Below are 4,764 nucleotides of genomic sequence, written 5' to 3'. Positions count from 1 at the left end.
CGTAGTCTGGGTCCGCTTCGGGCCCAGTGGCAACGGCACCCATCCCAAGAACGCCGTTCTCACTATGAAGAATGATGTCCTTGCCTGCGGGAAGGTGGTTCGATACAAGCATGGGTCGGCCGATACCAAGATTTACATAAGCCCCGTCGTGGATATCCTCCACTACGCGCTTGGCGATCTCATCGGGCGTCCTTGGCGTATAAGTCGATTTCATTAGTGCATCCTTGGAGCTAACACAACGCGATTGACATAGATCCCAGCTGTCACGACATGTTCCGGGTTGATGTCCCCAAGAGGCACGATGTGATTTACTTGGGCAATAGTGCATCGAGCCGCAGTAGCCATGACCGGACCAAAATTCCGTGCGGTGCCTCGATAGGTAAGATTGCCCCAACGGTCACCGGCATTCGCCTTGATGAGTGCGAAATCTGCCACTAGCGCGTGCTCAAGCACTTGCTCTATACCGCCGATGGAACGCACCTCTTTTCCCACGGCGAGCTCAGTTCCTACTGCCGTAGGGGTGAAAAAGGCCCCTATTCCTGCTCCACCGGCTCGGATTCGCTCGGCCAGTGTGCCTTGCGGGACCAGCTCCAATTCAATGCCGCCCCTGCGGTACAGTTGGTCGAAATCATCGGAGCCCGGCTGACGAGGAAATGAGCAGATAACCTTTCGTACCCGTTCCTGCTTTACAAGCTTGGCAATGCCCATGCCTTTGCTACCGGCATTGTTGCTAATGATGGTCAAGTTGCGTGCTCCGCCGGCGAGCACCGCGTCCACGAGCTCAAAGGGCAGTCCAGCGCCACCGAAACCTGAAATCATAAGCGTGGAGCCATCTATCACGTCGGCTACTGCTTCTTCCAGCGATGCTATGGTTTTATCCATTGTTTTCCTCCTCGTTATCTGCCGGTCGAAACACCGGGATCGCAGCGCTATCGCCTTCCGGATGCCGGAAGGTAACAACGACGCGCATGCCAATTTGGAGCTGGACAGGATCGCAATCTACGATGTTAGTCAGCACGCTTGGGCCCTCATCTAATGTCACGAACGCGACAATGTAAGGTTTGACCGCCCGTCTCATAACGCTATAGGAATAGATAGAGCCTCCGCCCAAAGCTTCTTTCCAGACGGTATTTCCGTCCAAGCAAAAGGGACACCGTGGTCGCGGATACCAATGCGACTTATCGCATGACATGCAATGCTTGATCACCAGCCGCTTCTCGCTGGCCATTGACCAGAATCGTTTGGAGTCCTCATCGATGATAGGAGCGAAATAGTCCTTTTCCCATGAACTCATCTTTCTATCCCCTTTCTAAAATCAAGGTGGCACTTCCGTGCCGGGTTGCCAACATACCGCCTATGCCCTGCACAAGAGCAAGAGCGCAGTTGGGTACCTGCACCGCAGGATGGGCCTCTCCGCGCAACTGGCGTACCGCCTCGATGATCTTGGTCATGCCGCCACGGTTAGCTGGATGGTTATTACACAGCCCACCACCATCGGTATTGAAGGGAAGTCGACCAACTCCTGATATCAGGTTTCCATCCTCTACAAATCGGCCACCCTCCCCTTTTTTGCAGAATCCCAGATCTTCAAGAAGCATGAGCACCGTGATCGTAAAGCTGTCGTACAGCGAGACATACTGGATGTCCTGCGGAGTAACGCCGGCCTCTTCGAAAGCACTTGCTCCAGACCATGCCGCACCGGTATAGGTAAGGTCGATATAGCCGCCGTTCTGGTGCTTTACAGACTCACCGGCACCTATTACGCGAACAAGCGGCTTGCGTAGCGTACGGGCAATTTCGGGACGAGCCAGGATGATTGCTCCGCCGCCGTCTGTAATCACACAGCAATCCAAGCGGTGTAAGGGGTCCGCAATGACTGGCGAATTCACAACATCCTCCACAGTCACTATCTTTTGTAACTTCGCATTGGCATTGAATTGCGCATGATGTGAGGCCGCCACTTTGATCATGGCCAGCTGTTCCGCAGTAGTACCGTATTCGTACATGTGCCGCATGGCACACATTGCATAACCAGATACGTTGGCGATATCGTAAGGCTGCTCCCAAGGATAGTCCGGTTGACTCATGTTTCGAACCTTCGGCTTGATGCCGGTGGCCACGCCTTCACTGAGTGGCCGCCCCGCCAGCGTGATGAGCGCGATATTGCATTTGTTCTCATTAATAGCGCGCACGGCGTGATTTACAAGATTCAGATACGAGGCGCCTCCGACGTCAGTGGAGTCGACATATTTGGTTTTGAGATTTAAATACTCGGCCAGTGAGGTCGGCCCCATTCCCGGCGCATCGCCGGAGCAGAAGTACCCGTCAATGTCGTCTTTGCTAATGCCTGCGTCTTCGAATGCACCCAGTGCTACGTCAGCATGAAGACGTGCCACCGTGGTTTCGGGAGCAAAGCGTGTAGGGTGCTCGTAGGCACCGACGATGCACGGCATGCGTGCGTGGCGACCGCCTCCGACATAAGGCAAATTTTCTGTTACGCTCATCTTTTTCCGGTAAAATAGAAATTGGTTCTATTTTTATAGTTTTCAGAAATGAATTCTAATATCATGACGAAAAAAAGTTCATTAGGGTTATCCCCAGAGATCGCAGAGAAGAAAGAAGGGGTGGCGGCGGTTAATCGGGCCCTCCAGGTTTTAAATGCGTTCGAGTCCTCAGAAGACGGACTGACGCTTTCCATGCTGGCGAATGAAACGGGCCTTTACCAAAGCACGATTCTTAGGCTGTTGGAATCTTTGATGCTCGCGGGTTTCGTGAAACGTCTGCCAGACGGTCGGTATGTTGTCGGACCGCGGGCACTCATTCTCAGCGAGATGTATCGCCGCTCTTTCAATATGACCGACTACGTGGTACCACGCCTCAAGCAGCTTGTGGCCGCAGTAGACGAATGCGCCAGCCTGTACGTGCGTGAAGGCGATCAACGGATATGTTTGCATCACATACAGCCGCGGCGCTCAGTACGAATGCACGTGGTGGAGGGAAAGCATTTCGGCCTGAACGTCGGTGCGGCAGGACACGTGATCCGCGCGATCGGTGACGGGGCCGAAGGAGAACGCTATGACACTATCCGGCGTCTGGGCTACTCCGTGTCACAAGGCGAGCGGGATCCTGAAAGCGCCGCAGTCGCTTGCCCCGTTTTCATGCATGGAACATCTCTGATGGGGGCAATCTCGGTGGTTATTCCACTTTATCGTTTTGATGAAGCCACTTTGGAGAAGCTTGTCCCCGAGATTAAGCGCACAGCCTTGGAGCTATCCGAAGATCTTGGAGGCATCTCGCCGTATAGACCGTAAGCGTCCTTCGTCGGAGTACTGGATAGACATGCTATGCGCCTGCGCAGCATCCGACGTACTCATAGGGGCGGGTCCCTTCAGCAGGCGAATTAGTTAACGCTATATCGCGCTCACTTCTGCCACCAATGGCGATCCAAACACCTGACTCAAGGGAGTAGTGCCTGCATTGGCGCGGCAGCGAAGAGGATATGACGGAAAACTTAACGCACTTTTCAGTAAAAGTTAAAAAATTACTGAAAAGATCGCATCGGCATGAGTGGATAAACCTTACTGCCCCGTTCCTGCTAAGCCGCACTGCTTCTCTGCGAATGCGCGAAAGAGGTTGGGGACGCATCATTAATATGGCATCTGTCGCCGGGCGCACGCGCTCCATGGTGTCAGGTGCGCACTACTCCGCATCGAAGGCAGGCCTCATCGGCTTTTCGCGGATGTTCGCCTCACAGGTTGCTAAAGACGGGATCACAGTGAATTGCATCGCGCCTGGCACCATCGACGCCGGGCTTGACGGACAACTGGACGCGCACATGACGGCAAACCACAAGAAAAACATAGCGAATATCTCCACCGTCGCACCGCACTTTGCCACCGGACGGATTAAGGGTCTGGCAACCACCGGACTAGAACGCTTCCCCCTCTTGTCCGATCTACCAGATGCAAGCGAGAGCGGGATTAAGGATTTGCCGTGCGTCACTACGTAGGTATTTTCGGACCACCCGGACTTCCAACTGAGGTAGCCGAAAAACTCAACAAGGAGATTAACGAGATTCTCCGCGACCCGGATGTCGATAAAGCCTTCAAGGCACAGGGCGACCTGCCAACTCCTGTCAGTCTCGAAACGTTCGCCCAAACCGTCTCGTCTGACGCGAAGATTTGGGGCGGTCTAGCACGGGAAATGAATCTTTCGACCAACTAGCGCTTAAAGGTGAGTGCTACGCCTACGAGGCCTCTCGGGGCCCAAGACGAGTTCTTGCTGGCGGCGACGGCGCAGAATTTACGACGAATGGCTCAGTGGTTGGTGCCAAGCGATAAAAAGGCACAAGAAATGCCCGCTTGAGGGCATCTGGGCGGCCGTATTCTCGGTGTAAACGAGTAGCGCAAAAAAACCGATCCGCGAAAATAACTTCGGCAGATATATTCCCCAGCGTTCAAACCGAGTTTTTCAACAGAATAGACCCATTGCAGACAGTCACTAACGCCTACGTTAACAGGCAGCAAGCCGCGAAGCCAGTTGACGTCCTGTTAAAAAACCAGTAAGCCCATTGTGAAGATGCTCCACATAAACAATGCGATTCGGCTGCACTATGGAGTTCCGACCGTCAAAGCAAGGTAACGGCCCGCCCTGTACCGCCTAGAAATTTGGGTTAAATCTCATCAAGATACGTGTCCATGTATTTTTTGAGATGGACACGTATTTCGATGAGCGATTCTCTTTCTTTGGTGGCGGCCTCTCAAG

At 53.6% G+C, this 4,764-nt stretch carries 7 protein-coding genes; 3 read left to right on the top strand and 4 right to left on the bottom strand.

All coding sequences use genetic code 11. The features are described from left to right. The 4 genes from CR155_RS20455 to CR155_RS20440 all read right to left on the bottom strand — a co-directional run. Positions 1 to 214, bottom strand: a 214-nt coding sequence (locus CR155_RS20455; RefSeq protein ID WP_304528534.1) for a CoA-transferase, incomplete at its 3' end; no start/stop codon positions are given. Continuing rightward, positions 214 to 882: a 3-oxoacid CoA-transferase subunit A gene (locus CR155_RS20450; protein WP_102071899.1), complete on the bottom strand. Its 669-nt coding sequence runs from the start codon at positions 880 to 882 to the stop codon at positions 214 to 216. The genes CR155_RS20450 and CR155_RS20455, both read right to left, overlap by 1 nt. After that, a complete protein-coding gene (locus tag CR155_RS20445; protein WP_102071898.1) occupies positions 875 to 1,294 on the bottom strand; it encodes a Zn-ribbon domain-containing OB-fold protein in 420 nt (139 codons plus the stop codon). Before CR155_RS20445 ends, CR155_RS20450 begins: the two co-directional genes overlap by 8 nt. 4 nt (positions 1,295 to 1,298) lie before the next feature. Further along, on the bottom strand, positions 1,299 to 2,504 hold the full coding sequence (locus CR155_RS20440) for a thiolase family protein (protein ID WP_233214438.1): 1,206 nt from the start codon (positions 2,502 to 2,504) through the stop codon (positions 1,299 to 1,301). A gap of 63 nt (positions 2,505 to 2,567) precedes the next feature. On the opposite strand from CR155_RS20440, the gene CR155_RS20435 reads away from it, so the two are divergent. The 3 genes from CR155_RS20435 (at position 2,568) to CR155_RS20425 (ending at position 4,224) form a co-directional block, all read left to right on the top strand. Then, positions 2,568 to 3,311 (top strand): IclR family transcriptional regulator, encoded by a 744-nt coding sequence (locus CR155_RS20435; protein ID WP_158238312.1) that lies wholly within the window; start codon positions 2,568 to 2,570, stop codon positions 3,309 to 3,311. Between the two features lie 188 nt (positions 3,312 to 3,499). Beyond that, positions 3,500 to 4,009 carry an SDR family NAD(P)-dependent oxidoreductase gene (locus CR155_RS20430; protein ID WP_102071896.1) on the top strand — a complete coding sequence of 170 codons (510 nt, stop codon included), beginning with the start codon at positions 3,500 to 3,502 and terminating at the stop codon, positions 4,007 to 4,009. After that, the gene (locus CR155_RS20425) at positions 3,994 to 4,224 is read left to right on the top strand and encodes a type 2 periplasmic-binding domain-containing protein (RefSeq protein WP_102071895.1); all 231 of its coding nucleotides are present in this window, start codon (positions 3,994 to 3,996) and stop codon (positions 4,222 to 4,224) included. The genes CR155_RS20430 and CR155_RS20425 overlap by 16 nt, the downstream gene beginning before the upstream one ends. Positions 4,225 to 4,764: the final 540 nt, after the last annotated feature.

The organism is Pollutimonas nitritireducens, assembly GCF_002849615.1.
Taxonomy (GTDB): domain Bacteria; phylum Pseudomonadota; class Gammaproteobacteria; order Burkholderiales; family Burkholderiaceae_B; genus Pollutimonas; species Pollutimonas nitritireducens.
Note: the sequence above shows the minus strand (reverse complement) of the source record. Positions and strands in the feature narration are given on the sequence as shown.

Excerpts from the sequence above, each read along its gene's own strand:
- CR155_RS20450 (WP_102071899.1), bottom strand. The coding sequence starts at position 882 with ATGGATAAAACCATAGCATCGCTGGAAGAAGCAGTAGCCGACGTGATA.
- CR155_RS20445 (WP_102071898.1), bottom strand. The coding sequence starts at position 1,294 with ATGAGTTCATGGGAAAAGGACTATTTCGCTCCTATCATCGATGAGGAC.
- CR155_RS20440 (WP_233214438.1), bottom strand. The coding sequence starts at position 2,504 with ATGAGCGTAACAGAAAATTTGCCTTATGTCGGAGGCGGTCGCCACGCA.
- CR155_RS20435 (WP_158238312.1), top strand. The coding sequence starts at position 2,568 with ATGACGAAAAAAAGTTCATTAGGGTTATCCCCAGAGATCGCAGAGAAG.
- CR155_RS20430 (WP_102071896.1), top strand. The coding sequence starts at position 3,500 with ATGACGGAAAACTTAACGCACTTTTCAGTAAAAGTTAAAAAATTACTG.